The sequence below is a fragment of the Hallella bergensis DSM 17361 genome, from assembly GCF_000160535.1.
Taxonomy (GTDB): Bacteria; Bacteroidota; Bacteroidia; order Bacteroidales; family Bacteroidaceae; genus Prevotella; species Prevotella bergensis.
In genome coordinates, this window is the sequence record NZ_GG704780.1 from 172,103 (window position 1) to 197,978 (window position 25,876).

The window sequence follows — 25,876 nt, forward strand, 5'->3', positions numbered from 1 at the left end:
CCAAAGCAAGAACTTTTTATTGCTCAGGTACTTAAAAAGTTTAATTTATAATAGTGTTGCGGATTTAAGGAACGTTACTGTCAGATAACATAGCCTTCGCTGCAAGAAACAAAAGGGCATCGAGGCTATACCATTTGAAACCATATACAATGAATTGCATACCATCAACGCACACGCATGACAGCTTCACAGCTACCGTTATCAACACACTGAACCAGCGCATTGAGACAGATGCAGACCGTCATTCATTCTTTATCAATGATAAGTTTTATACTTATGCAGAACTGGGCAGACACGTTAACGGCATCAGGGAAGCATTAAAAGAGATCCAGACACTGGGCATTGGTCTTGTGGCCCATGATGACATACAGACCTATGCCGCCATCATAGCATTGTGGTCGGAGGGAAAATACTACGTTCCCCTACATCCACACCAGCCTATGGAACGCTGCCTGAACATCATAGAGCAGGTTGGAATCACCACCATTCTCGACTCATCAGCCCAATCACGCTACGCAGCGATCCCCTCCGTACAGGTTATACCCTCCTCTGATCTGACATCCATTATGCAGCGTCCGGCCCTATCATGCGGTGACGCAGAGTTGGCATACATCCTTTTTACATCAGGCAGCACAGGACATCCTAAAGGTGTCACCATATCACGAGGCAATCTGGCAGCCTTCGTTTCGGCTTTCCATCAACTAGGATTTACGCTCAACCAGAATGACCGGTGCCTTCAGATGTTTGATCTCACCTTTGACCTGTCTGTACAATCATATCTCATGCCACTGTTAGGAGGTGCCTGTGTCTACACCGTAGGAAACGATTGCATCAAATATCAGGCAGTATTCCAACTGCTTGACGACCATCATCTCACCTTCACCCTTATGGTTCCATCCATGATTCACTATCTGCGCCCCTATATGGATGAACTCGATATACCAGAAATGCGTCTTTCTCTCTTCTGTGGTGAAGCCTTGCCGCTTGACGATACACTGGCATGGAGCCATTGTGTACCTCGTGCAGAGATACACAATGTGTATGGCCCCACCGAGAATACCATCTATTGCACCGACTATATGGTCAATACCAATGGAGGCAACAAGCAAAGCAATGGTATCGTATGCATTGGGCACGCCATGCCGGGAACACAAATTATAGTGGTGAATGATCAGCTCCAACCAGTGCCTTCCGGTGAAAAAGGCGAACTGTGTCTGGCCGGAGATCAATTGACGCCCGGCTATTGGAACGACGAAGAGAAAAACAAATCTACCTTTTTCATACACCAAGGCACACGCTACTACCACACAGGCGACGTGTGCAGCATGGATGAAGAGGGCGATATCAGCTATTATGGTCGAATGGATGCGCAGATCAAGATACAAGGTTATCGCATAGAACTTAGCGAAATAGAATGTGTAGCACGCCAGATATATGAAGACCAACGCTCCGTGGTCGCCATCCCCATCGCTGATGACAGAGGAAATCACAGTATCATATTGGCAGTAGAGCATGAAGAAGACGGATCGGCCGACCTGCTGACACAACATCTCAAGCGTCTGCTTCCAAGCTATATGCTGCCACAAAGCATCCATTTCATACCCACATTTCCGCTCAATGTCAATAACAAAATAGATCGGAAAGCCATCAGACAGCTGCTCACAAAGGCTTAAAATCAGATAGAAAATCCATACTCATTCTAACACCGATACGGATTAAACCGTCATACCACACGATATAAAATAACATTAATAAAAACTTTCAAAAATGACCAAAGAAGAAATCATGCAAGCACTCAACACCATTTTTGCAGAGGTGTTGAAACAGCCAGGGATTCAACTACAGGAAGACAGTTCGGCACAAAACATTGACGGATGGGACTCCATGGCCAATCTATCACTCCTGGACCAATCGGAAAAGACTTTTGGCATACACTTCAAAATGCGTGAGATCATGAAGATGAAAAACGTCGGAGACCTCTGCGACACCATATATAATAAGGTAAATCCCTAACGGGCACTCGTCTCATTTCACATGGAATTTATATCTATTCCCTTCGTTATTTGCCTCGTAGTAACCTTTTTACTCTATTATCTGCGCACCAACCGGACACACCAACGCGTCTGTCTCTTGGTGGCCAGCATCTGTTTCATAGGCTATTATCATATAGTCTATCTGCTCTTTGCGATTGGTATTACGTTGTTGACCTATTATACGGGACTCCTGCTCCACCGACATCTCTCCACCCCACGTGCCACCTATATCCTATGGGGAGGCATAGTCGGCTTGGTAGGTATATGGCTGGCTGCACGTTATTGGAGTCCGATCTTCCCTTTAGGCATCTCCTTTTACACCTTCCAGGCACTGGCTTATCTCATCGACATCTATTGGGAGGAAGAGCCAGAAGACGACCTCATGGCTTTCTTGCTCTATATGATGCTCTTCATGAAGTTTCTCTCCGGCCCGATCGAGCGGGGCTATGACCTACTGCCACAGCTACACAAACCACATCCTTTCCTGTATGAAGAAGTGGTACGTGGCTTGCTGACACTGGGCGGAGGTATCTTTATGAAGCTCGTCATCGCAGATCGTATCGCCCCGTCATTAGACATCGTCTTTGCGGATGTGCACCAATCTACCGGAGCCCAATTGCTTGTCGCCACCCTCCTTTACCCCATCCAGCTCTATGCCGATTTCGCAGGCTACACGCTCATGGCTATAGGTTTAGGGCGGATGTTCGGATTTAAGCTGTCACCCAACTTTGACCGTCCTTTTTGTTCTACCTCCACAGGCCAACTATGGCGTCGGTGGCATCAGTCACTTTCGTTCTGGGTACGTGACTATGTCTTCATGCCCCTATCCACATCCTTGCGTCGATACGGCAAAAAGGGTATCTATTTCTCGCTCATCACCACCTTTGTCGTCATTGGCGTATGGCATGGAGCAGGCTGGGCCTTTGCTGCATACGGTCTTTTTCAGGGTCTGGTGATCATCTATGAGAAGATGACAGAGCGTCAACACGAGTACGTACAAACACTGATTGGCAAAAGATATTACGACAAGATTATGATGGTACGAACCTATCTCCTTTTCGCGCTCTCACTACTTTTCTTCCGTCTTGAAGACATCTACGACGTGTGTTATGTCTATGCGCATCTCTTCGATGGATTCCAAATCAGCATCAAAGAGCTACGGTTGGGCATGTCCGATCATTATTGGATCGTATTCGGAATAGCAGTCATCACACTCTTTTTCATAGAATGGATCCATGCCCGCCGATCACTGATCAGCCGACTGGAAGAATTGCCAACCGTTCTACGCTGGCTTTGTTACGTCACCTTTGTCATCACGATCTTCTTCTTCGGCGCGTTCGGAGTAGAGAATTTTATATACATTCAATTCTAAAAGACCGGCATGAAACACAAAAATATACAGACTTTCTATCTGAAAGTAATCTTGTTATCCTTTCCTTTTCTATTGCTCATAGCCTATTATATCATCAAGGATCCCTTTATGGTCATACGCTCATATACCGACTATGACCATTCCAAGATATGTCTTAGCGAAGGTGCTGTGGGCTGGATCAAATACAAACAACAGAGAGCACACGCCCATTATGACAGCTTTATCATGGGATCATCATGCACTAAAGCGTTTAACACCACCGACTGGAAACAATATATAAACGGTACACCCTTTCGTTTTTTTGGCAATAACGAACGCCTCGGAGACGTGTTGCTCAAACTGGAAGCCCTGGACAAGCAGCCCCATCAGACCATTAAGCACCTATTGATTGTTGCCGACTACGGCCTACTGGCACATGCTGAAAACGAGCAAGGGCTCAACCACATCGTACCTCCAGAAGTGAGTGGCAAAAGCTATATGAGCTATCAACTGTCGTTTCTTCAGGGATTTTTAAGCTACGACTTCCTGAGCAAATATCTGACATTCCAGTGGACACAACAATATCAGCCTAACATGAATGGGGTGATCAACAAGGATTCCTGCCAGCGCACACGGCTATCAAACGATGCTATTCTCCCGGCGGAAAAGATCATAGCAACTCAAAAAGAGAAATTCTGGCAAACACCCGACTGGCTTGCTGCTCGTCAAAACCAACCCCAGTTTACCACACGAGATATTGCCATGGGCACCAAGCACCTCCATTGCCTACGCAAAATCAAAGACATCTGCGACCGTCACCACACCGATGTACGAGTGGTGATCGGGCCCGATTTTCAACGCAGGGCTATCAATCCCACGGACGTTGCAATGTTGTACAAGATCTTTGGGCAGACAAAAGTTCTCGATTTTTCAGATTCAGCCCACCTGCAATACACCGACTATCACCACTATTACGACCCCGCACACTACCGCATTGAGGTTGGCAAAGAGATGCTCCGCCAGTTGTACACAGGTATCGACAAGACTAAAGAGACACCTAGAAAGGCTGTTCTCTCTAATCTTTGAGCGAGTATGTGATCGTTGTCACCACACGCACCTTCTTAATACAAGGTGTGTTGGTGTCACGATTATCAATGCTAAACAGTCCCTGATCCGCGGTTATGATCTTGTCAAGCGTGCTATGACTATTCTTAGCAAACTGCGCAGCAGTCTTCTCCGCATTGGCTATGGCCTCTTCCATGATCTTAGGTTTTAGTGATGCAAAGCCCTCCAGATCATAGGTCACCGGATTTTCGTAACCACCATTTATGATAGCCACACCTCGCCTGAGCAGTTCACCTTGTCGGGCAATAAAGGCTCTCACTTTGTCCACCTGCTTGGAAGTCACGGTAATTATAGACGTGATATTATAGCGATAACCCTTTTGCTTACTATATTGCTCTGCCTTTAAATCCACGACATTAGGTTCATTGGCCGTAATTTCACTTGCCAGTATGCCCTGACTGAGCAAAAACTGCTTGATCTTATTTTGCTTCAGCGCATTGGCTTCATACAGCAATTCCAAATCATCTCCCAGCTCCTTCGACACAATGGACCATGTCACTTTATCAGCAGGAATCTCTCGTTCTGCCAGTCCTTTTTACCTCCACCTTTCTATCTTTATTGGCAAAACCGTCTATACCAGCCTTGATACATAATCCTAAGATGATCACTCCCAAAGCTAGGATAAGTGCACTGCCAAGCTTGTTCAAATCAACATTCCTTTCCATAGTTCGTCTATTTTGTTCACCACAAATATAGACTTAATTGTGCAAGTCAAATTGCTCCATGACCCGAAAATAATCCCCCCAAAGGAGTGAGTCTCTCAGATTTAATTTGTATCTTCGCCATGTCTATCGTCGGATTCTCTTTTTTGCAACACTAAGATAAGTGAAAATTCTGACATGGCAAAATCCTGAGCAACTTTTTGTTGCTCAGGTACTTAAGAAGTTTAATTTATAATAGTGTTGCGGAATTAAGGTTATTTTGTCCTTCGATAAACGCATTGTTAAAAATACAGTTATGAAAAGTGAGACGTTATGTGTTCAGGGAGGCTGGGAGCCCGAGAGTGGTGAACTGCAGCCCATCACACCGCCCAACTTCGGGCATGGCATGCTGTTCCGCGATTTTGACGGGCAGTTGTTGATGAGTGTGCACAGCCACAAGTCGGTTAAAGGGCGTTATGTTCGCATTCCACATTTGTTCAAAGTTGACTTGAGTGGCGACAAACTCGTAGTGGATTAGAATCCGCTTTAGACCAATGGCACAGAAGTTTATCATCACCCGGAGGGGGATTATGCGTATCGGCAACGTCATGATGCACAAGGATTTGCTGCAGCGTGGCGACAGTTGTATGGGTGGGGGATTCTGGCATTTCGACCCCATCGGCACACAGCTTGTGCTGAGTGGGGCTTCCTATGATTTCGGGGCACCCATGTGGGAATATATGTGTGAGAATCATGTCAGCCTGAAAGTGCCGTGCGACTATCAGGGACTGAACATTGTTTACCGACCCGACGGGTACGGCGAACAGGAGTTTCGGGTGAGCGAGGAAATGAAGATAGAGTATATATGAGCTCCAACAAGCTTACCAGCCCAGCTCATTGAGCGTCTCTTGGGCATGCTCAAAGCCGTTCTTGGCAGCTTCCCGATACCAGTAACGAGCCTTTTTGAAATCCTTCTTGATGCCCCGGTGACCACCATAATATATGCTCGCCAAGTTGTATTGTGCTTCGGCAACGCCATCATTGGCCATCTGTTCGGTCACTTTCAGAAACTCTGCATCGGGGAGTGCCATGTATTTTTTCAGCGTGAGCCCGTATTTCCGGAAAGGCTGTTCCAACTTCATGTATTTCTCAATCATTTCTTTCATTTCCCCTGCATCGGCTGATCCGAGGCTGTCGGCTTTTACAATCCATTCGTAAGCCTTGTCAACATTCTGTTCTACAGTTTCGCCTTCCATCAGCAAGGTAGCCATGAGCGCCATGCCGTCAGCCGAGCCCGCCTTGGCCGAACGGTAGGCCCAGCGAGTGGCTTCCTCCTTGTCGACCTTTGTCCCAAGACCTTGGTAATACAGCAGGGCTACTGTATACATCGACTGTGCGTCGCCGGCATCCGCTCCACGGCTTGCCCAACAGAATGCCGAATCGTTGTTTTGCTCCACTCCTATACCGCTGTTGTATGCCAGTGCCACATTGCACATGGCCAACGGTAAGCCAGTCTCTGCACTTTGATGAAAATAGGCAAAGGCCTTCTTGGTGTCTCGGATAACACCGTCCCCGTCCCGATACATCAGACCAAGATTAAAAGCAGCTTCGGGATGTCCTTGCTCCGCAGCCATCGAATACCACTTACGGGCCAGTGTCGCATTTCGCTCTTTGCTCAGCGTGTAATAGTAGCCCATGTAAAACTGGGCATCAGGTGAACCTTCGTTGGCATAGAAACGCACGGAGTCGAGCGTCATTCCGCTTTCGGCTTCGAGTGCCTCAACGGTGAGTGTATCTTTCAATGGCAAATGAAAATTCTGTGCATGCAACACCGAGCCAAGCATCATCGCCAAAGACAAAAACATGTATTTCAGTTTCATACAACTCCCATTTGATATTGATTAATGCACAAAAATAGTAAAAAAGAGGAATATAATAGTATCAACCATATACAAATCGGAAAATTTTGATTGATTTTGTGCATACCGTCAAGGCGATGCCCGAGGCACCGTTATTATAACATTAAAACGTTACACATGAAGAAACTTGTCTTCGTCAATGAGCCTAAAATCTTCCAAGGCTTTATTGACAGACCTTACCCACATTGTGATTATTTGTTAGTATATGTTGGATTTTCAGTACAATCTCTTGTATTTCTACGATTTTTTTAGTTATTTTGTCCTTCGATAAACGAATTAATAAAATTACAGTTATGAAAAGAGAGACATTATGTGTTCAGGGAGGCTGGGCGCCAAAGAATGGCGAACCGCGCGTATTGCCGATTATTCAGAGTACAACTTTTAAATACGACAACAGCGAGGAGATGGCCATGCTTTTCGATTTGAAGAAGGAGGGCTATTTCTACTCGCGCTTGCAGAATCCAACCAATGATGCGGTGGCCAAAAAAATATGTGCCTTGGAAGGTGGAGTGGGAGCCATGCTGACTTCGAGTGGTCAGGCTGCCAACTTCTATGCCGTGTTCAACATCTGTGAGGCTGGCGGGCATGTGGTTGCCTCGACCGAAATCTATGGTGGCACCTACAACTTGTTCAACGTTACGATGAGAAAACTGGGCATTGACTGCACCTTTGTCAATCCCGAAGCTTCGGAAGAGGAACTTCAAAAGGCCTTCCGCCCTAACACCAAGGTGATGTTTGGTGAGACCATCAGCAATCCGGGATGCAATGTGCTGGATATCGAGAAGTTTGCCGCCGTGGCCCATCGCAACGGCGTTCCGCTGATCATTGACAACACGTTCGCCACCCCGATCAACTGTCGTCCGTTCGAATGGGGATGCGACATTGTGACTCACTCCACAACCAAATATATGGACGGGCACGCCACTCAGGTGGGCGGCGTGATTGTGGATAGTGGCCATTTTGACTGGGAGAAGCACGCCGATAAATTCCCCGGACTCTGCACGCCCGACGATTCTTACCACGGTCTGACTTACACCAAGGCCTTTGGCAAGATGTGCTATATAACCAAATTGGTGGCTCAGCTCATGCGCGACCTGGGTTCCATCCCTGCCCCGCAGAACTCGTTCTTGCTGAACCTGGGGCTTGAGACTCTTCATCTGCGCATGCCGCAGCATTGCAAGAACGCCCAGGCCGTGGCAGAGTTTCTGCACGATGACGACCGCGTGGCATGGGTGAACTACAGTGGATTGGAGGACAACAAGAACCACGAATTGGCCACTAAATACCTGCCTAACGGTTCGTGCGGGGTGCTTGCCTTTGGACTGAAGGGCGATCGCAATACAGCCATTAAGTTTATGGATGCCCTGAAATTGGTGAACATTGTGACCCACGTGGCCGATGCCCGCTCTTGTGTGCTTCATCCGGCAAGCCATACGCACCGTCAGCTTTCGGACGAGCAGTTGCGGGAAGCCGGTATCGCGCCGGATCTTATCAGGTTCTCGGTGGGCATCGAGGCCGCCGAGGATATCATCGACGACATCCGGCAGGCTCTGGATGCCATCAAGTAAAGTCTAAGATGTGCAGGTGTGCGCGGTCTGTCGCAGGCCGCTGCATATCCTGCTTGTCTGAATTGAGATGAAATATTGTGTATCGGGTTGCCGTCCTATATCCGTCTTTACCGATGGAAGGAAATCCGATATAAACGAAAACCTCCCCAAGATACTCTTACGAAGATATCTTGGGGAGGTTGCTTGAATGATTTATGTGATGTTATGCGCATCCGTATGAGCCGCCTCTGAGCAGGGCTTCACCATATTGGGACATGCATTCCTGATAATTCTTGATGATTTTCCTGAATACTTTTTGAATTGTTTTCTTAATTTCTTTCATAACTCTTTCACGTTTAAATTCTTCTTGTTAACTTCTTTCTCCATGCAAATGGGCACTTATTTGCCCATGCTCAAATTGTTGTCACTGTTCACGTACTGTGAAGCAACGGCTACTGTGATAGCCAGCATAATCATTAATGTTACCATAATTTTTCTTTCTTTTAAATCAGGAGTCGTGTGTACTCCCATGTTATCCTAAATTTATTTGCTTTCTCTAAAGCTGTTGCAAAGATAAGGCTAAAGTTTGATTTGGACGTTACAATGGGGTCACAATCTTGTAAAAAGGCGGTCGTTTTTGATTTGTGTCAAAAATAATGCCGTTTTCTTTGACAGTTATAGGAAAGATTGTGCCATTTTGTCATAACTCGTGTTTTTTGCTTTGATGATATCTCTATCCTTTCCACAATCCAGAAAAAACAGATAAAAAGAGGTAGGCCATTCTCGACGAACACTTATTTCTGTGTATTTTATTGTTTAGTTAATCAAGTATTTGTATTTTTGCAATCGTGATTGGAAAACTTTCCGTCCTTGTATGTCTGTGCGTGCACACGCCCGTCAGGCTCGGACAGGAGATGAAAGCCTATAATACTCAAATCGATTCACCGGTCGTTATGTTCATGTCAAACTCGATATCCCATAAACTTCTTATCAACGCGCTAACCCTCCAGGGTCACGATATGGCTCATGCTGGGAGAATTGGCATCTTGTTGTTGCTTCTATTGCTCTCTGCCGTCCATGGGGCTGCCAACCCGCGGTTGGAGTTCTCGCACATCGGTATGGAAGAGGGCATGTCGCGGGCAACCGTTTTTGACATTACCCAAGACAAACAAGGGTTCATGTGGATAGCCACCAACGACGGACTGAACCGTTTTGATGGCTATGAGTTCAAGATCTACCGCAACAACAGCGCAGACAAACATTCCATTGGCAGTGACGTGATCAAGATGGTGGTTTGCGACCGTCAGGGTAGGCTCTGGATAGGAACCGACAAAACGCTGACCTACTACGATGCAGACTACGACCGCTTCAAGAATTTTCATATTGGTGAGAAGACTCCCGTGGATCATATCCTACCCTTGGATAAGAGCCGTTTGTTGATCTGTTCCGAGGGTAGATTGTGGATGTTTGATACTAACAGTGGACAATGCAGCCGGTTGTCGTCGTATCAAAACATCACCGCAATCTGCAAGCACGGATCCGACGTTGTGCTGGGCAACAGCGAGGGGATTTTCTTGTATGCAATCAAAAGTCGCAAGGTTGTACCCGTCATGACCCACGAACTGCATGGCAGGAAGATTCAGACCATGATTGCCCGCGGCGACAGGTTGTGGGTGGCGACAGAAGGCGGAGGACTTTATCTATTTGACTTGAAGACCAGATCGCTCAAACGCTACACCAAGGCCAACTCGCCGTTGTGCTCAGACTATGTGCGCTCATTGGCTTTCGATTCGAACCGTCAGCTGTGGATTGGCACCGTCGAGGGACTGAATATCATGGACAGATACGACGCGATGACGGCCCACAAGAGCAACACGCTCGATCCGAGTAGCCTTTCGCAGGCATCGGTGCGGTGTATATATCCCGACCGACAGGGAGGAATGTGGATTGGAACCTATTTCGGGGGCCTTAATTATTATCATCCCGTCAAGAACAAGTTTAGCAATATCCGAACCATACCCGGGCAAAATTCCCTGAACAACAATGTCATCGGATGCATTGTGGAAGACAGCCGGCACAACTTGTGGATTGGAACCAACGGGGGCATCAATATCTATCAGGCAACACGAAAACGCTATGAGCATGTCACCACGGAAAATGGTTTACTGTCCAACGACATCAAGGCGATATACACAGACCCGGCAACCGGCGTGGCCTACATCGGTTCGCAACTGGGTGGCCTTGGCATCATGCGCCCGGGTAGCCAACGGGTTGAAACCATTCTCTCGCCGGACGACGTGGCCGATGCCAACAGCATCTATGCCATTTTGCCCGATCGACGGGGTGGGGGATTATTGTTGGGCACCCTCACCGGATTGAAACACTACGATAAGCAGACACGCCAAATCAGTTCGATTCCCCTGCTGTCGGGCAGGCTGACGGCAGAACAGAAAAAAACACGCGTGATCTATCGCGATGACCGTCATCGTCTGTGGGTTGGAACAGAAGGCGGTCTGCTGATTTACAGTAGGCAGGGCAAGAAACTGCGACAACTCTTTCCCTCAAAAAAAGCCCATGCATTGGCTCGCGCGTTCATTCTCTGCATGGCACCAAGCAAGGATGGACATATATGGATAGGTACGCGCCAGGGCGTGTTCAAGGTAAATCCCAAAACATGGACAACCCATCGCTATACGGTGGCCAACGGTCTGTCGAGCAATATAGTTTATGGCATGCTGCAAGACAATGCCGATAACATATGGTTCAGCACCGGCTATGGCTTATGTCGCCTGCACGCTGGGAGCGAGGAAGTCCGGAGCTACACCTACGAGGACGGTATACAGAACAACCGCTTCACCCCACAGGCCTTTTGCAAAACCAGCGATGGGCGCATGCTTTTCGGGGGTGTGAACGGCATCACTGTGTTCAGTCCGGATCTGCTCTCGGACAATCCCTATACGCCGAAGGCTATCATCACGGAGCTAAGGCTGTTCAACAACGTTGTCTACCCTGAAGACGACACCGGCATACTCAGCCGACAGATTGCCTATACCCGTCGTATCGAGCTGTCGCACAGTCAGTCGATGTTCTCACTGAGCTTTGTGGTGCCCAACTACATTGCGGGCCAGCACAATACCTTTGCCTATATGTTGGAGGGCTACGACGACAAGTGGCATTTGACGAACAAGAACCGCACGGTGAGCTACTCTCGGTTGCCTCATGGCAAATATATATTTAAGGTGAAGACGGCCAACAATGATGGCAAATGGGATAAGACACCCACAACACTTGAGATTGTGGTGTTGCCCGTATGGTACAAGACTTGGTGGGCGCGCACGCTGTTCCTGCTTCTCATTGTCGGCTTGGCCCTACTGGTGTTCAGGTATGTGTTGAGTCGGAAAATCGACAAGATGCAACTGGCACAAGAGCGTCGGGAGAAGCAGCGCATACAAGAGGTGAACGAGATGAAGCAGCGTTTCTTCATCGACGTTTCTCATGAATTGCGCACACCGCTCACGCTGATCTGTTCGCCACTTCAGGATCTCGAAGATCGCACAGACGACTCTTGGAGTCAGAAACAGCTGACCATTATCGGGCGCAATGTGAACAAACTGTTGTACTTAGTCAACCAGTTGATGGATTACAGGCGAGCCGAGCTTGGGGTCTTTAAGTTGCAGGTGACCCATGTCAACTTGCACGAAATCGTCGAAAGGGTGTTTTCTCTTTTCGAAAAGTTGGCCGTGAAGAATAAAATTGATTACAAACTCACATCCACCTTGCAGGGCAAGGAGGTACTGTGCGACCCTGCCTACATTGAAACGATACTCAACAACTTGTTGTCCAATGCGTTCAAATATACGCACGCCGGTCAGCGCATCGATGTTAGGATAGGACAGGAAGACGATAAGTTTGGCAAGAGACGAACCTTTTTACAGGTTTCGGATACCGGTGAAGGAATACCTGAAGACTTGCAGGACAAGGTGTTCGAGCGCTTCTTTCAAGTGAATTCCATGCATACGGGTAGTGGAATCGGACTGTCGCTTGTCAAGCGCTTGGTAACCATGCACCATGGTGAAATCACGTTGGACAGCAGTCAGGGCAAGGGTGCCACGTTCTCAGTCTGGTTGCCCGACGACCAAGGAGCCTATCAACCGGGCGAAATCGCCGAAGACAACAAGGTAAAACCTTATGCTGTCAGTTCGCCAAATGTTGATATCTTCGAGGCAGGGGCGGACGCCGAAGATGCAGAGCTTTCCGAAGAGGCACCTGCTGCGGGCAGTGCCACGCTGCTGATTGTTGAAGACAACACAGACATCCGCCGTTATCTTGTGGATGCATTGTGCGATCAATATCATGTCGTGGAAGCAAGCAACGGCAAGGAAGCCATGGAGAAATTAGACGCCGAAACCATCAGCTTGGTATTGACCGATGTGATGATGCCCGAGATGGATGGGTTTGAGCTTTGCAAGCGCATCAAGCGACACATACAGACCTGTCACATCCCCGTCATCATTCTTTCGGCCAAGGTGGAGACACGTGAACAGTTGGACGGCCTGCTCATCGGTGCCGATGACTATATCACCAAACCTTTCTCCATCTCCATTCTGAAGGCCAAGATACGCAATACCTTGCGCATACGCGAGGCAGCCATTGCCCACTATACACACACGCAGCAGGTCGTTCCCAAGGAAATTGCCAATAACAAGATGGATGAGGACTTGCTCACACAGGCCGTTAACGTGGTGAACAAGAATATATCAAATTCAGACTTCTCCACAGAGATGTTTGCACGCGAGATGCTCATGAGTCGTTCGAACCTGCATCTCAAGTTGAAAGCACTCACGGGCGAATCGGCCAACGACTTCGTGAAACGAATAAGATTCAACAAGGCGTGCAGCTTGATCAAGGAAGGAAAGCTCAGTATATCTGAAATCAGCTATAGGGTAGGGTTCAGTTCGCCCTCTTATTTTGCAACAAGTTTCAAGAAACGGTTTGGATGCATGCCCTCCGAATACCGGGACAAGGCTGACTAAAGCTTGCACAGGGATCTTGAATGTTTCACGACTTTAAAATGTTAAAACTGAGGATTTATAATTATTTTGTTACAAAATGTATTAATTTTGCAACTTTATTGAACATTTTAACGTTGTAAGAATCTTTTTACGCATGAACAACATTCGTTTCAGCATCTTTTTGCAAAATTTGATCATGGTAAGACGTACCGTGAGCAGTGTGCTCTTGACGGTTTTGATGATAGTGGCGTTGGTGTGCGTTGGCTCGCCGGGAGCGTCGGCTCAGACTCCTGACCATCATTTCTCGGTCTCGTTCAAGGACAAGAGCGTGCCCGCCATACTCGACTTTATCGGTCAGCAGGGCGGCTACACGGTGAGCTATACCGACGAGGTGAAAAACTATCCCACCACGCTCACGGTATCGTTTGATAACGTGACGGCCGTGCAAGCGGCGCAACAGTTGCTCAGTCACACACCCTTCGCATATAGCGTTGAGGACAATGTGCTGCGCGTTTACCGCATGGAGGACGTCAAAAAAGACGATGCCCGAGAGTTGACGGGTGTGGTCAAGGATAATAACGGCGAGCCGGTGCCCTTTGCCACGCTGCAAATCAAGGGAACTAATATTGGCGTGGTGACCGACGTGGATGGCAAATTCACGCTGAAGGTAGACCGCGACAACGGTACCATTACGGCCACCTGCGTGGGCTACGAAACTAAGGCCGTGCCTTTCACGGTGGGACAACCCCTCGACATTGCTATGCACACGTCGGTGCAAGCCGTCGGCGAGGTGCAGGTCATTGCCTATGGAAAGCGCAACACGCGCGAGATGGTGGGTGCTGTGTCGTCCATGAAGGCCGACCAATTACAAAACGTGCCCAACCCGTCGCTTGAGACCTTATTGCAAGGTCGCATGGCTGGAGTGGGTGTGAGCAACCTCTCGGGTACGCCTGGTGGTGGTGGGTCACAAATCACCATACGTGGTTTCAGCTCGCTCAACCAGCAGGGCGTGAACGACGGCACACCGCTGTTTGTCATCGACGGTGTGCCCGTGGTGGCTACGTCGGGCACGAACACTGGTGGTATCAACACCTTGGCAGGTCTCGACCCCTCGAGCATCGAGTCGGTGGAGGTGCTCAAAGACGCAGCCTCGGCCTCGCTATATGGCTCTCGAGCCTCCAATGGCGTGGTGCTGATTACGACCAAGAAAGGCAAGAGTGGCCGAGCCGAGTTCAATGTGAACGTCTCGCAGACGCTTTCGTGGCTGCCCGCCACGCCAACGCAGATTATGGGAAAGGGCGAGCGCGACTTTGCTGCGCTTTTGGCTAAGAGCCAGCGCACCGGTCATTATGATTGGATGGAAGGCCGCACGGTGATGCCCAAGGGTTATAACGACACGTGGGGATGGGACGTGAACAACGATGGGGCATACGATTATTTCTGGCGCAATGGTAAAGTGTTGGAAAACGAGAGTCGTCTGCCCGGTGTGGTGCAGGACTCGCTCAACACGTTTTACAACAACCGCACCAACTGGTGGGATTATGCCTTCCGCGTGGGACGCATCACCAAGGCCGACGCACAGATTACCGGTGGAACCGACAACGTGCGTTATATGGTAAACGCCGGGGTGTACGACGAGCGGGGCATTATGATTAGTTCCAGTTTTAGACGTTTGAGTTTGCTGTCGAATCTTGATGCCAAGCTCACGCCCAAGGTAGATGCTTATGTCAGGCTCAACATGGCTTATGCCAACCAAAACGCTGCCGACATGGGTAGAGTGCAGGGACTGACGTTCGACCCTAAGAATACCAATACGCTCATGCCGGGCAAGGGATCGGTGGCCGAGGAACAGGCCGTGAGAAACCTGCGCGATGTGGACAGGCAAAACTCAAACTACAACATCCGCGCCGCCGTGGGCCTGAACTATGACATTGTGAAGGGCTTGCGCTTCTCCACGTCGTTCTCCATTGACCACTATGCCACGCGGGCATACACCTTTACCCCCGACTATCTCACCTATGACCGGCTCAGCAACGTCAATGCCAACAACGTGATGATGACTAACCTGCAAACCGAGAACCTGCTCACTTACAAGTTTGACATAGCCAAGCAACACAACGTGGAGCTACTCGGCGGTTTCACTTATAACCGTGACTTGCTGCAATCGTTGGGCGGCGAGGCCAAGGGCGGTCCCACCAACCGTATCAAATACGCCGGTGAGGGCTGGCCGCAGTTGCGCACCAACGAGTATGGCACCATAGAGGCACTGCAAAGGCTGCTCACCAACAAGGAGGAGCAGGCTATGAGTAGCTTCCTTGGACGCGTGGCCTACAACTACAAGAAGCGCTACCTCAGCGAATTCTCCATCCGTACCGACGGCTCGTCGGTGTTTGGCAGTGATGTCAGGTGGGGCACTTTCCCCTCCGTGGGGTTGGGATGGGCTTTCAGCGAGGAACCATTCATGAAACCGCTTTGGTGGCTCAGCTTCGGTAAGTTGCGTGCATCGTGGGGTCGGTCGGGACAGAAGTTCCAAGAAGCCTATCTCGCACTGGGTATCATGTCAGAGGCCAACACCTTCCTCGGAAACCTCGGCCTTGTGCCCGAATACTTGGCCAACAACAAGCTCACGTGGGAAAAGAGCGACCAGTACGACTTGGGATTGGACTTGCAACTGTTTGATTATAGGCTGAACATCAAGCTCGACTACTATTACAAATACTCCGACGCACTGCTCATGCAGACCTCGTTGCCTGGCAATTTCTTCTTTGCCAATAAGATATGGAGCAATGCCTCGGCCATTTCCAACGAGGGTATAGAGCTTGAGGTGTCGGCCGATGTCATTCGTCGCGATGACCTGCGCTGGACGTTGGGCTTCAATCTCAGCCGCAACCACAACCTCTTCCGCAAGTCGTTCAATGGCGAAGATCTCTCCGATAAGGTGCTCGGCCGACCAGTGTACGGCATCTACACCTTCAAGGATGAGGGTATCGTGCAGCGCGAGGAGCAGATACCTTATTATTATAATCAGCAAGGCAAGCGCACACCGCTCTACTTTATTTCGGAGAATAATCCCCTGCGGGTGGGCGGTCGCAAAATCAAGGACCAGAATATGGACGGCCGTATAGACAACGACGACGTGTATTATGCCGGCAGTACGTTGCCCGCCGCCTATGGAGGCGTGAACAGCCGCTTGACATGGAAGGGCTTGACGCTCGACGTGCTGTTCAACTACATGATAGACCGCAAGATGATGAACATGGTCAAGGGCAGCGCCTTTGCCCTGAATAAGAACTTCGGTGTGATTATGAACGACTATCATAAGTACACTTTCTGGAAGCAACCCGGCGATAAGACCGACTATCCTTCCATGGAATTTGCCGACGACAGCTACCTCGGACAGTATGATGGCAACATCGACTCGAATATCGAACGCGTGAGCTTCTTGCGGCTCAAGCAAGTGGTGTTGGGCTATAATGTTCCTGAAAAATGGACTAAAAAGCTCTTCGTCAAGGGCGTGAACCTCTACGTGTCGGGTGAGAACCTGTTCTTGCTGACCAACTACTCGGGGCTGGATCCGGAGATCGTGAACCCCTATACGGGTAAGGACACGGGCGATCAATACCCCTTGAACCGCAAGGTAACACTCGGCGTAAAACTCAAATTCTAAACAAATATGAAACACCTTATATATATATACTCTGTGGCGCTCACCCTCGCGCTGTCGGCTTGCGACTTGGACCTCAAGCCCGAGAACAGCCTCACGTATGCCAACTCGTTCGACACCGAGCGGGAGCTCAACGCGACCACCTCGTCTATACACTATTTTCTCAACAAGGCTATATCCGATGACAATGCCTTTTGCGCTGCTGGACTCAAGCTTGACGAGATGAGTTTTGGCGACCAGACACGTCAATGGAATCCCAACACTGTCAAGACCGGCCAAGACTGGGCCGACCTTTACAGCACCATTTTTGAGGCTAACTTACTTCTCGACAACATTGGCCGCACCCAAGGCCTGACCGAAGGGCGGCGCGCCTTTCACCAAGGGCAAGCTGAGTTCGCACTTGGAATATGCTATCTCACGCTTGTGCAACGCTATGGCGACGTGCCGCTGACCGTTGATTCCAAAACAATCAAGGCATACGGATGTACACCACAGATAGACGTGCTCGACCAAGCCATAGCCCACGCACGCAAGGGTTTGGAACTTTTGCCTACTTACGACAAACTCACAGACATCAACGGGCAGCCCATCACCAACCGGCAGTTTGCCTCAAAAGGCTCTTGCGCGGCCTTGTTGGCTCACCTGTATGCGTGGCGCGGCAGTGTGATCGAACTGTATAACCTGAAGGGCGATGCCAAGGCCGACTATGCCAAGGCTGTGGAATACGCCACCATGCTCATTGATGGCAAGGTGGGAGCTTACGCCCTCTGCTCTTCACCGGAGGAGTTGTGTGAGGCGCTCTCCAACCCAGGGCAGCCCAATACGGAGGAAATTTTTTCATGTGCGTTCGACGCTACACGCTCCAATTTCTCCAGCACGCCCAACCTTGTGGCCATGAACTACCGCAGTTGGCCGTTGGACGAGACGCAGAATTTGGGCGACATGACTTTCAATACCACCTATCGCCTGCACAAATCCACCGTGGATGAGATGTACGACAAGGGTGACATGCGGCGCGAGGCCTACTTCTACAATATCGACGAGCTGCATGAGGTGGACGGTGTGGACTACGCGCTGATGCACAAATACCGTACAGCCTTGTACATTGCCGACCAGTATGCGCCAAGCGGCAAGAGCTTCCGGTCGGTTAATTGCAACTACACATACTGGCGATTGGCTGATTTCTATTTGCTACGTGCCGAGTGCAACGCCAAGATGGGTCGCGACGCGGCTGCCATAGCCGACCTGAACGTCATACGCCACAGGGCCGGAGCTGAGGCTTATCCTGCTGCGAGAGATACCGAGGACTTGCGCAAGTCCATATTTCATGAGCGCGAAAAAGAGTTTATATACGAGACCGATGCACGCTATTTCGATATCGTGCGCAACAATTACGTAGCGTCTGAGCTGCAAGGCAAGTTCACCACGCTTACTCCGCAAGACATCCGTGGCGGCGCTTTGACACTACCCGTGCCCGAAGGTGCCTACAAAGATTCGAACGGAAGGGTGACGAACACTGTTATCAGGCAAAAGCCCTATTGGGTGCAATACATGTAAAAAACGGCAATCACAAAATGAAAAGTAAACGTATGAAAAAGATATGGACAGCCATTGCGGTGGCCGCGCTCACCCTCACGGGAGTGGGTTGCACCGATTATAACCTGGTGGACACGGGCATTGCCAACGGCGACCACCAAACCACCATGTGGGATTACCTCAAGCTCGACCCTTACAACTGGGATTCCACGCGGGTGATGATAGACCATGCGAACCTGCGCGCAGTGTTCGAGGGCACGTCGGAATATGGCAAAAACATCACCTTTTTTGGCCCCACCAACCACAGCATCAGGCGTTATCTCTTGGCCAATGGACTCACGAGGGTGAGCGATATACCCGTCGACGAGTGTCGCGAGATGCTGCTGGACTGCGTGTTGCCACAGCGCACCATGCTCGATGATTTCGTGCCGGGACGCCCGTCGGCCGATGCTGACAAGGTGATAGGCACCGGTGGCAAAATGTACCAGATGGCATCGGGCAAGTCATTGTGGGTTTACAACTTCAGGACTTCTTATAATGGTGTACCCGAGGCCGGCCCGGTGGCCATCTTCATTGTGTCGCCGTTGACCACGAAGACCACACAGGTGGCCTCGTCCAACATCAAGACGCTCACCGGGGTGGTACACTCCTTGGATTATAACTTCACGCTTAAAGACTTTTAAAGATGAACAACAAGAATATCAAAACTTTCCTTGGCGTGGCTCTGCTCGCCTTAACCCTCGCGCTGACGGCCTGCCACCGCATGGACGTGGGCTATCTCAAGACGGCCGACGCCTCGTTCAGCCCCGATACGGTCTATGTTTATCGCTCTATTGACCCCATGTCGGAGCGTGCCATCAACGGTTCGCCATGGACCTCCACGCGCATTCAGGGCGTGTCGGGTACGGCTCCTATCAACTATTCGTATGTCAGCGTCAAGGCTTCAGACGGCGGTAGTGCCGAGGCGTTCAATGCCATCGCGAAAGATGGACTGGTAGTTATTCAGGGTGGATTGATACAGCTGTTCCAAAAAGGTGCGGCTCAATTACCTGATGGCAAGTACACGCTCACGATACGTGTGAGCAACGAAGACCACGAGGCCATACTCCAAGACGTCTTCACTTTCGTGGTGGCAGAAACGGAGTTTTAATTCAAAATTCACAATTTACAATTCACAAATTCAAAAATTCGCGTTGTTTCGTGACAGTGAGAACGCTTGAAATAGCAGATTAGTAAACTTAAGATTGACAAGACAATGAACAGAACGATCAAATATTTACTCCTTTTCGCCATGGTGATCGTGGCGCAAACGGGTAGGGCACAGACCGCCGGCAAGGGTATTAAATTCTTCGATGGCACCTTGAAGGAGGCTTTGGCCGAGGCACAAAAACAGAATAAGCCCGTTTTTGTAGACTTTTACGCCGTGTGGTGTGTGCCGTGCAAGCGCATGGCTAAGCAGGTATTCACCATCGACTCGGTGGGCGATTACTTTAACGAACGTTTCGTGTCGGTGCAGGTGGACGCAGAAAAGGCTGATGATGTGGCCAAACAATACAACATACAGGCTTTTCCGACACTTGGCTTCCTCAAGTCCGATGGTAAGGCTATATCCATCACCGTGGGTGCCATGGACGCTGCGTCGCTCATGGAGGCGGCTCGTATAGCAGCCGGCGAAGCCGAGGGCTTCGAGCAGTTGTACGACCAGTACAAGGCCGACGACACGAACCTCAACACGCAGCGACGCTTATTGCTCAAGGCTCCCACCTTCCTCGCGGCTCAAGAGGGCATGGAAGCCGAGAAATGGATAACCCGCATCACCAAGATTTACAACAAGTATATCGCCGCGAAGATGGGTCCGGCGCTCATCAACAAGGACGACTACCTCATTATGTACAACCTCGGTGGCGGCTCGCGTGAGGACAAACTCCAGATTATCGACTTCATCAGCGCCAACCTCGACGCGTGGGTCAAGGCCGTGGGTAAACCCGCTGCTTACTACGTGGTGGAGGGAAACGACGACCTCATGGAGCAAATGGCCAAGGATGGCGATGCCAAGTATGCGGAGCGAGTGGAGAAAGTGCGTACCGACTACAAGGCGGCCTACGACATGGTGGGCACAGATGCTATCTCACCATACGACCGGGCGAAGCTCTATGCGGACGCTATCTACCACCTTTACAAAAGCAAGGACGTGCCGCAATACGTCACGGCCATGACCACGCTGTTCCAAAGGTTGGGCACCAACGTTCAGTCAGCTGATTACGGCAAAGCCGCACAGCAGCTCTACTATGCTGCGGGCTCTAAGCTCACACCCGAGCAGCACCGTCAGGCCATCAAGTGGGTGGAGCTCGCACTCAACGCCGAGAAGGCGGTGATGAGCCGCGTGAACTATCTTGTGATGCTTGGCGACTCGCACCGTGAACTCAAGGAGTATGCCAAGGCGCGCGAATACTACAACCAGGGCTACGCCGAGTCGTTGCAAATGGCCAACATGGAAGACACGCAGGCACTCATACAAATGACCATCCAGCGCAAACTCTCGGCGCTCGAGCTGTTGGAGAAATAGTCGACCTACACCCCAGGGCGACCGCCTTGGTTGCCCACATTCTTAAAAATATAAACACACGATGACTCATCACTCAACACTATCTCACGCTTTCATCGCCAAGACCCTCCTCGTGGTGGGCTTGGCGATTGCCCATGTCGCCGTTGGCATGGCCCGGGAAATGAATCTCAGGCAGGGTAAACTGCCCAACGGACTTACTTATTACATCGTCAATGGGGGTGGAACGCCTGGCTCCGTGCATTATTATATGTACCAAAACGTTGGCGCGATCCTTGAGGATGACGCGCAAAATGGGTTGGCACACGTGTTGGAGCACCTCGCTTTCAACACCACCGAGCATTTTCCGGAGGGCGTGATGACATTTCTTCGTGGCAATGGTCTCAACGCGTTCTCGGCCTACACGGGTCTGGACGACACCCGATACGCCGTGCGCGATGTGCCCGCCAATGATGAGCAACTCAACCGTCGTATGTTGCAACTGCTCTATGACTGGTGTCACGGCGTGCGCATTACGCCCCAAGACGTGGACAAGGAACGCGCCATTATCATGGAAGAGTGGCGCCAGCGCAATGACGTGAATCATCGCATGAGCGACTTCATAGCATCCGCTATCTACAACGATGCCAAGTATGCCCACCGCAACGTGATTGGTGGGGAAGAGCGGTTGCGCTCGTTCAAAGCCAAGGACGTGCAGCGTTTTTACGACACATGGTATCGCCCGTCGCTGCAATACATTGCCATCATTGGCGACATCGACCCTGATGCCGTGGAAAAAGATGTCACGAAACTGTTCGGCAAGTTGCCGGCCAAGAAAGTTCCGCAGCACGCCGACGCGCGTCTTATCGCCGACAACGCTGACATGCGCTACACTCGTTTCATCGATGCCGACAATGTCTCGCCGTCGTTCGGTTTGTACGAGCGCAAGTCGGCCCAACAACTGAAGGCTCAAGGAGGTGCTGTGGACGAACATCTGTTCACTCAAATCTTCAACCGTTTGGTCCCACGCCGTTTCGCAGCGCTGCGCAACGCCGGCCAAGAGCAGTTCATTGCCGCCTCGGTGAGTCTGTCGTCGTTGGCGCGCGGCTATTCGCAGTTGGCTTGGGACATGGTGCCTTACGAGGGTCAGCAGCTTGCGGCGTTGCAGCAGTTGGCCGACGTGCGTGAGGATCTCCGTGAAAAAGGTTTCCAGGATGAGGAGTTTGATGCTGCTTGCACAGATATGTACAGGGGCATGAAACAAGTGCTTGCCGACGATGCCGACCTGGGCACGCCCGACAATCTCATGGACCTCTTCCGCCGAAACTTTCTGAATGGCGACCCCATCATACCCTTCAGGGAGCAGATCGCCAGGTCCATGGAACACTTGGTCGAACTTGAAGCCAAGGACATGAACGCATGGATGCGCTCGTGGATGAATGGAGATAACCTTGCTTTCGTGACCTACTCGCGCTCGGCCGACGAGATGAACGTGTCGGCTCACCAGGTGACCGATGCCCTCGCTGCCGCCTCGCCGTCACGCCTGCGCACCACGACCGACCAGCCGGCACCCACCCATGTGTTGGCGGCCAAGCCCACCCCGGGCAAAATCACGCACGCCAAGAAGATTGCCGAGCTCGACGCCGAGGAGTGGACGCTCAGCAATGGCGCCACCGTTTACTACAAACGCGTTGCCGATGGCTCCGGTCGGTTGTTCTTCGCCGGCTCTGCTGCAGGCGGACGGGCTGCCGTCGATGCCGCCGACCTCTCCTCCTATACGGCCATGAAGGCCTTGGTCATGCAGAGTGGGGTGGACCGATACAACCGCAACCAACTCTACCAGTGGGTTAAGGACAAGGATTTCGACCTCAGCTTATCGCTTGCCGACGAAAGCGATGGTATCGGGGGCAATACAGCCGTGACCCATGCCGACGACTTTTTCGGCTACCTCTATATGGTACTCACTCACCAGAGGTTCGACCGCGACGTCTTTAACAAGTATGTAGCGCGCTCCAAATACATCTACGACACGCGTGCCACCACGGGCATGGCGGCTGTACAAGACTCCATACAAGCGTTGCTCTATCCCGTGTCGGCGGACAATCCCACACACGACTTGACCTTCTACGACGGCATGCACTATGATGATTTGCTACCGCTTTTCAACCGCAGCTTCGGCAACGCGGGGTTGTTCAAGTTCTGTTTGGTGGGCGACGTACCTGAGGCCGAGGCCCGCAGGCTTGTGGAACAATACATCGCCGCACTGCCCGGACAGCCCGGCAGCCAGCCACGTCAGTTGCGCGGCTTGGATTTCTCGTCGCCCCAGCCACTTATCAGACGCGTGTTCGACATCGATATGGAGGGTGATGCCGGTGAGGTGGAACTCACTTGGCTCAATGCTGTGAGCCTTTCCAAGACGGAGCGTGCGGCCCTCGAGACATTGCGCAGCCTATTGGAGAACCGTCTTTTCTCTGTGCTTCGCGAGCGCGACCACGCCGTGTACAGCGTGGGTGTCAAGGCCGATTATACCGAGCGACCCGCCGCAGGCGTGACGCTGAGCGTGCATTTCTCCACCTCGCGCGACAAAGCACTGCCCACGAAGGAGGAGACCTTAGCTCAACTCAAGCGCATTGCCGCGGGAGAATTTAGCCGCGACGAGTTCAAAGCCGCGCTGGTGCCGTTGGCTGTCGACGACATGACTCCGTCCGGCGCCGGCTCCATGCCCTCCGATCCCATGCTCTGGATGGGAGCCCTCAACGTGTATGCCGAGCAAGGGCAGGTGCCCAACCTCGCCGACAACTCGGAGGCAAGCGTCTACGAGCATCTCACTCCCGAGCAGGTTTCAGCCGTGGCCAACAAGGTGATCGAGGGTGCCCGCCATCGCGACATCGTGGTGCGCTCGTTGCCGCCCCGTGGTCAGTTTTCACATGATTCTAACTTAACAAAATAAAGCAAACACAAAATGAACAAAACGCAACTCATTGCCGCGCTCGCGTCAAAGACAGAAATTTCAAAGGCCAATGCCGCAACATATGTCAACACCCTGCTCGGTATTATCGCCGACAACCTGTGTGAGGGCGACCGCGAGGTGGCCATTCCCGATTTCGGTCGCTTCTTCATCAAGCAACTGGCCGAGCGACAGGGTGTCAACCCCGCTACAGGCGAGCGCATCACCATTGCGGCCCGCGAAAAGGTGGCCTTCAATGCTTCCGACAATCTGAGCATTTACTCTCGCAAGCACAGTTAACCACCGTTTCCTACAAGAACCTACAAAGCGCAAGTCCTGCCGAAATGTGTCGGCAGGACTTGCGCTTTGTAGTTTTCCGTGTGTCGGAGGGCTGACGTCCTTCAGCCCTTGCCGTCGCATCGTGCTTGTGCGGCGTTGTTATCCGAGATATTTGATGAGCAGTTGGGCGTGGCCGCTCTCGCGCAGCTTCACAATGCTCTTCTCGCGTATTTGGCGCACACGCTCACGTGTCAGACCCAATTGATCACCAATTTCCTCAAGTCCTTTCTCGTGGCAGCCTATGCCGAAGCACTCGCGAACAATTGTTCTTTCTCTCTCTTTCAGAACGTTGCACAGCACGGTGTCCAATTCCTTCGACATACTCTCATAGTCTACCTGTCGGTCGGCGCGGCTGTCGTCGCCCGACGAGAGCACGTCGGCCATGCTGTTGTCGTCGTCCTCCTGAAACGGGGCGTCGATGCTCATGTGGTGATTGTCGGCCTTCATGGTTTGCTCGATTTTCGCTTCCTCAATATTGGTGAGTCGGGCAAGCTCCTGCACAGAGGGTGGCCGATGGTTTTCCTGCTCAAACTTCGAAATCTCCGCGTTGATTTTCGAAAGCGCCCCCACTTGGTTCAGGGGCAGGCGCACAATGCGGCTCTGCTCGGCAATGGCCTGCAGAATGCTCTGGCGAATCCACCACACGGCGTAGGAGATAAACTTAAAGCCACGCGTCTCGTCAAATTTCTCGGCTGCTTTCACCAATCCGATATTCCCCTCGTCGATAAGGTCGGTGAGCCCCAATCCCTGATGCTGGTATTGCTTGGCCACGGATACGACGAAGCGGAGGTTGGCCTTCACCAACTTCTCCTTGGCGCGTTCGCCCTCCTTTCCACCCTTGCGGATGGCCTGGGCCAATTCGATTTCCTCATCAACGGTGATCATCGGCACGCGACCAATCTCCACCAAATATCTGTCCAGCGCTTCACTGGAACGGTTCGTAATACTCTTCTGAATCTTTAGCTGACGCATATCTTCCTCTTTCTAAATTACTTGTGTTCGGAGTGGAATCTCTTGCTCGTTGCTGCATGCGGGCGTTGGCCTACGGTTTGTTTTCGACAACACGCCGAATTTTTGTCATGAAGCAAGGCGGACTCCACCTACTACTAATACCTATATGATTCCTGAATGCCCAATCTGACTGGCTAAAATGGACTGCAAAGTTATGAAAAACATTTAATACCTCCGTATCTTGAAGTCTTTTTTAACATCAAAAAACC

16 protein-coding genes and 2 pseudogenes are annotated in these 25,876 nt (G+C 50.9%); 15 read left to right on the forward strand and 3 right to left on the reverse strand.

Going from position 1 to position 25,876, the window contains the following annotated elements; translation table 11 throughout:
* Nucleotides 1-149: 149 nt before the first annotated feature.
* The 4 genes from HMPREF0645_RS00690 (at nt 150) to HMPREF0645_RS00705 (ending at nt 4,470) form a co-directional block, all read left to right on the forward strand.
* Nucleotides 150-1,673, forward strand: a complete 1,524-nt coding sequence (locus HMPREF0645_RS00690) for an amino acid adenylation domain-containing protein (RefSeq protein WP_007172854.1) — start codon at nt 150-152, stop codon at nt 1,671-1,673.
* Between the two features lie 94 nt (nt 1,674-1,767).
* Nucleotides 1,768-2,013 (forward strand): acyl carrier protein, encoded by a 246-nt coding sequence (locus HMPREF0645_RS00695; protein ID WP_007172855.1) that lies wholly within the window; start codon nt 1,768-1,770, stop codon nt 2,011-2,013.
* A 21-nt stretch (nt 2,014-2,034) separates the two neighbouring features.
* Nucleotides 2,035-3,405 (forward strand): MBOAT family O-acyltransferase, encoded by a 1,371-nt coding sequence (locus HMPREF0645_RS00700; protein WP_044123105.1) that lies wholly within the window; start codon nt 2,035-2,037, stop codon nt 3,403-3,405.
* 9 nt (nt 3,406-3,414) lie between these two features.
* The gene (locus HMPREF0645_RS00705; RefSeq protein WP_007172858.1) at nt 3,415-4,470 is read left to right on the forward strand and encodes a hypothetical protein; all 1,056 of its coding nucleotides are present in this window, start codon (nt 3,415-3,417) and stop codon (nt 4,468-4,470) included.
* On the opposite strand, the pseudogene HMPREF0645_RS00710 reads toward HMPREF0645_RS00705, so the two are convergent.
* Nucleotides 4,460-5,174 (reverse strand): annotated as a pseudogene (locus tag HMPREF0645_RS00710) (SIMPL domain-containing protein). The gene HMPREF0645_RS00705 and the pseudogene HMPREF0645_RS00710 overlap by 11 nt on opposite strands.
* Nucleotides 5,175-5,523: 349 nt before the next feature.
* Between HMPREF0645_RS00710 and HMPREF0645_RS00715 the strand changes: the two are divergent.
* Nucleotides 5,524-5,688, forward strand: a pseudogene (locus tag HMPREF0645_RS00715) (glycoside hydrolase family 43 protein); the annotation flags it as partial.
* A gap of 16 nt (nt 5,689-5,704) precedes the next feature.
* Complete coding sequence (locus HMPREF0645_RS12925; RefSeq protein WP_007172862.1) at nt 5,705-6,019, forward strand: hypothetical protein; 315 nt, start codon at nt 5,705-5,707, stop codon at nt 6,017-6,019.
* A gap of 12 nt (nt 6,020-6,031) precedes the next feature.
* Here HMPREF0645_RS12925 and HMPREF0645_RS00725 read toward each other — a convergent pair whose 3' ends face one another.
* Nucleotides 6,032-7,030 carry an SEL1-like repeat protein gene (locus HMPREF0645_RS00725; RefSeq protein ID WP_007172863.1) on the reverse strand — a complete coding sequence of 333 codons (999 nt, stop codon included), beginning with the start codon at nt 7,028-7,030 and terminating at the stop codon, nt 6,032-6,034.
* A 332-nt stretch (nt 7,031-7,362) separates the two neighbouring features.
* On the opposite strand from HMPREF0645_RS00725, the gene HMPREF0645_RS00730 reads away from it, so the two are divergent.
* The 9 genes from HMPREF0645_RS00730 (at nt 7,363) to HMPREF0645_RS00770 (ending at nt 24,617) form a co-directional block, all read left to right on the forward strand.
* Entirely contained in the window at nt 7,363-8,637 is a 1,275-nt protein-coding gene (locus HMPREF0645_RS00730) for an O-acetylhomoserine aminocarboxypropyltransferase/cysteine synthase family protein (RefSeq protein WP_007172864.1), read from the forward strand.
* Between the two features lie 827 nt (nt 8,638-9,464).
* Complete coding sequence (locus tag HMPREF0645_RS00735; protein WP_052300818.1) at nt 9,465-13,649, forward strand: hybrid sensor histidine kinase/response regulator transcription factor; 4,185 nt, start codon at nt 9,465-9,467, stop codon at nt 13,647-13,649.
* A 175-nt stretch (nt 13,650-13,824) separates the two neighbouring features.
* Entirely contained in the window at nt 13,825-17,295 is a 3,471-nt protein-coding gene (locus HMPREF0645_RS00740; protein ID WP_044123200.1) for a SusC/RagA family TonB-linked outer membrane protein, read from the forward strand.
* A 6-nt stretch (nt 17,296-17,301) separates the two neighbouring features.
* The gene (locus HMPREF0645_RS00745) at nt 17,302-18,849 is read left to right on the forward strand and encodes a RagB/SusD family nutrient uptake outer membrane protein (RefSeq protein WP_007172869.1); all 1,548 of its coding nucleotides are present in this window, start codon (nt 17,302-17,304) and stop codon (nt 18,847-18,849) included.
* Between the two features lie 32 nt (nt 18,850-18,881).
* Nucleotides 18,882-19,511: a hypothetical protein gene (locus HMPREF0645_RS00750; protein WP_044123201.1), complete on the forward strand. Its 630-nt coding sequence runs from the start codon at nt 18,882-18,884 to the stop codon at nt 19,509-19,511.
* 2 nt (nt 19,512-19,513) lie between these two features.
* Nucleotides 19,514-19,978 (forward strand): hypothetical protein, encoded by a 465-nt coding sequence (locus tag HMPREF0645_RS00755; RefSeq protein WP_007172871.1) that lies wholly within the window; start codon nt 19,514-19,516, stop codon nt 19,976-19,978.
* Nucleotides 19,979-20,083: 105 nt separating this feature from the next.
* A complete protein-coding gene (locus HMPREF0645_RS00760; protein WP_007172872.1) occupies nt 20,084-21,394 on the forward strand; it encodes a thioredoxin family protein in 1,311 nt (436 codons plus the stop codon).
* A 61-nt stretch (nt 21,395-21,455) separates the two neighbouring features.
* Nucleotides 21,456-24,320, forward strand: coding sequence for a M16 family metallopeptidase (locus tag HMPREF0645_RS00765; RefSeq protein ID WP_007172873.1), 2,865 nt, complete (start codon nt 21,456-21,458; stop codon nt 24,318-24,320).
* A 12-nt stretch (nt 24,321-24,332) separates the two neighbouring features.
* Entirely contained in the window at nt 24,333-24,617 is a 285-nt protein-coding gene (locus HMPREF0645_RS00770; protein ID WP_007172874.1) for an HU family DNA-binding protein, read from the forward strand.
* Nucleotides 24,618-24,755: 138 nt separating this feature from the next.
* On the opposite strand, the gene HMPREF0645_RS00775 is transcribed toward HMPREF0645_RS00770, so the two are convergent.
* Nucleotides 24,756-25,628 (reverse strand): sigma-70 family RNA polymerase sigma factor, encoded by an 873-nt coding sequence (locus tag HMPREF0645_RS00775; protein WP_007172875.1) that lies wholly within the window; start codon nt 25,626-25,628, stop codon nt 24,756-24,758.
* Nucleotides 25,629-25,876 lie beyond the last annotated feature (248 nt).